This window comes from Mesorhizobium sp. M7A.F.Ca.CA.004.04.2.1 (assembly GCF_004022825.1).
GTDB lineage: Bacteria > Pseudomonadota > Alphaproteobacteria > Rhizobiales > Rhizobiaceae > Mesorhizobium.
The window spans coordinates 1-1,822 of sequence record NZ_RZPH01001134.1; the positions used below are offsets into that span (position 1 = coordinate 1).

Below are 1,822 nucleotides of genomic sequence, written 5' to 3' on the forward strand. Positions count from 1 at the left end.
GCCCTACAGCGAATTGCCGACCGCCTATCTCTACAAGCAGCCCGATATGTCGCGGCTGCCGGCTTGCGGCTGCAACGCCGCCGCGCAGGGTTTTCAGATCCTCGCCGGCAACCCGCCGAATCCGGAACAGTTGCAACCCGAGACGGACTCCGCACCGTTCATTCCGGTGCCGATCTCCAAACCGGATCCAGGTGCCGATCCCGAAACGCTGGCCAATCAGGAAGGCGGGCTCGACCGCGAGACGATCAAGCGGGTTTCCGCCAAGCCGGTGACGTCGCCGATATCAGCCTTGCCGCCGGAACAGCGCAAGGTCAGGGTCGTCGGGCCAACGTTCCTTCCCGACCCATCAGCGGCAATAGATCTGCAAGCTCCGGCCCCGAAGGCAGTCCGGTAAGGGCTGTTCTGAGCGGCATGAACAACGCCTTGCCCTTGCGGCCGGTCGCTTCCCTGATCTTGCCCGTCCAGTCCTTCCAGATCGTCGCGCTCCAGGGTTCCTCCGGCAGCAGATCGAAGGCCTGTCGAAGGAAATCGCGGTCGTCACCGGAAAATTCCGGCTTCTCCTGCGGTCCGTCGCGCAGGATACGCCACCAGTTGACCGCATCGGCCAGCCTGTCGAGATTGCCGCGCACCGCCAGCCAGAACGGTTCGGCCTGCTCGCCGGAGACGCCGAGCACGATCAGACGGTCTTGTGCCTCGGCGAACGGCATGTGGTGCAGCAGCGACCGGTTGAGCACGAACAGCTCGTCCGGATCGAACTTGGCGGCGGATTTCGATGTCGCCGCCGGATCGAAGCGTTCGGCGAGTTCGCCCATCGTCGGCACCGCCGCGACATTCTCCGAAGTGCCTACCAGGACGGCCAATGATGCGACGGCCATCGGCTCGATGCCGTCCTCGCGCAGGCTTTCAATCGAGAGCGCGCCGGTGCGCTTCGACAAGCCCTCGCCCGATGCGGTGGTCAGGAGATTATGGTGGCCGAACACTGGCGGCTCGGCAGCCAGCGCCTGGAACAGGGCGATCTGCACGCCGGTGTTGGTGACGTGGTCGTCGCCGCGGATGACATGGCTGACGCCCATCTCGATGTCGTCGACGACGGAAGGCAGCGTGTAGAGATAGGTGCCGTCCTCGCGCACCAGGACCGGATCGGAAAGCGAAGCCAGATCGACGGTTTCCTCGCCGCGCACCAGGTCGTTCCAGTGGATTTCGGTGCGTTCCGGCTGTTGTGGATCGCCTGAGAAATTGGGGAGGAGAAAACGCCAGTGCGGCTGGCGGCCATCGGCCTGGTACTCGGCGATCTGCTCGTGCGTCAGCGTCAGCGCCTCCCGGCCATAGACCGGCGGCAGGCCGCGCGTGCGGCGCACCTTGCGCCTGAGATCGAGTTCCTCCGGCGTTTCATAGCAGGCATAGAGAACGCCTGCCGCCTTCAACCTCTCGACCGCCGCGTCATAGATATCGAAGCGCCGCGACTGGTACTCGGTGGCGTCGGGAAAAATGCCCAACCAATGCAGGTCGTAGAGGATGGCGTCGGAAAACTCCTGCTTCGAGCGCGCAATGTCGGTGTCGTCGAAGCGCTGGATGAATCGGCCCTTGTTGTTCATGGCAAACAGCCAGTTGAACAGAGCCGTGCGCGCATTGCCGATATGAATGCGGCCGGTCGGCGACGGGGCGAAACGAACGGTAACTGTCATGAACGGGGCGTACCGGATGCTTTTGTGGTTGACAAGACGCGCCCCCGCGCTGGCCGGCAGACATAGAACATGGCGGCTGGAATGAAAAGACCGGACGGTGGACGCCTCCGACTGCGCCCAGGCCGGCGGTGCCCATT

At 64.1% G+C, this 1,822-nt stretch carries 1 protein-coding gene and 1 pseudogene; one reads left to right on the forward strand and one right to left on the reverse strand.

The features are described from left to right. Window positions 1–394 (forward strand): annotated as a pseudogene (locus EN893_RS32140) (DUF2865 domain-containing protein); the annotation flags it as partial. Here EN893_RS32140 and gltX read toward each other — a convergent pair. Further along, window positions 312–1,685: a glutamate--tRNA ligase gene (gltX, locus tag EN893_RS32145; protein WP_127272346.1), complete on the reverse strand. Its 1,374-nt coding sequence runs from the start codon at window positions 1,683–1,685 to the stop codon at window positions 312–314. The pseudogene EN893_RS32140 and the gene gltX overlap by 83 nt on opposite strands. Window positions 1,686–1,822: the final 137 nt, after the last annotated feature.

Bases quoted from the DNA above. Each gene is read 5' to 3' on its own strand.
- gltX (WP_127272346.1), bottom strand. From the start codon at position 1,685: ATGACAGTTACCGTTCGTTTCGCCCCGTCGCCGACCGGCCGCATTCAT.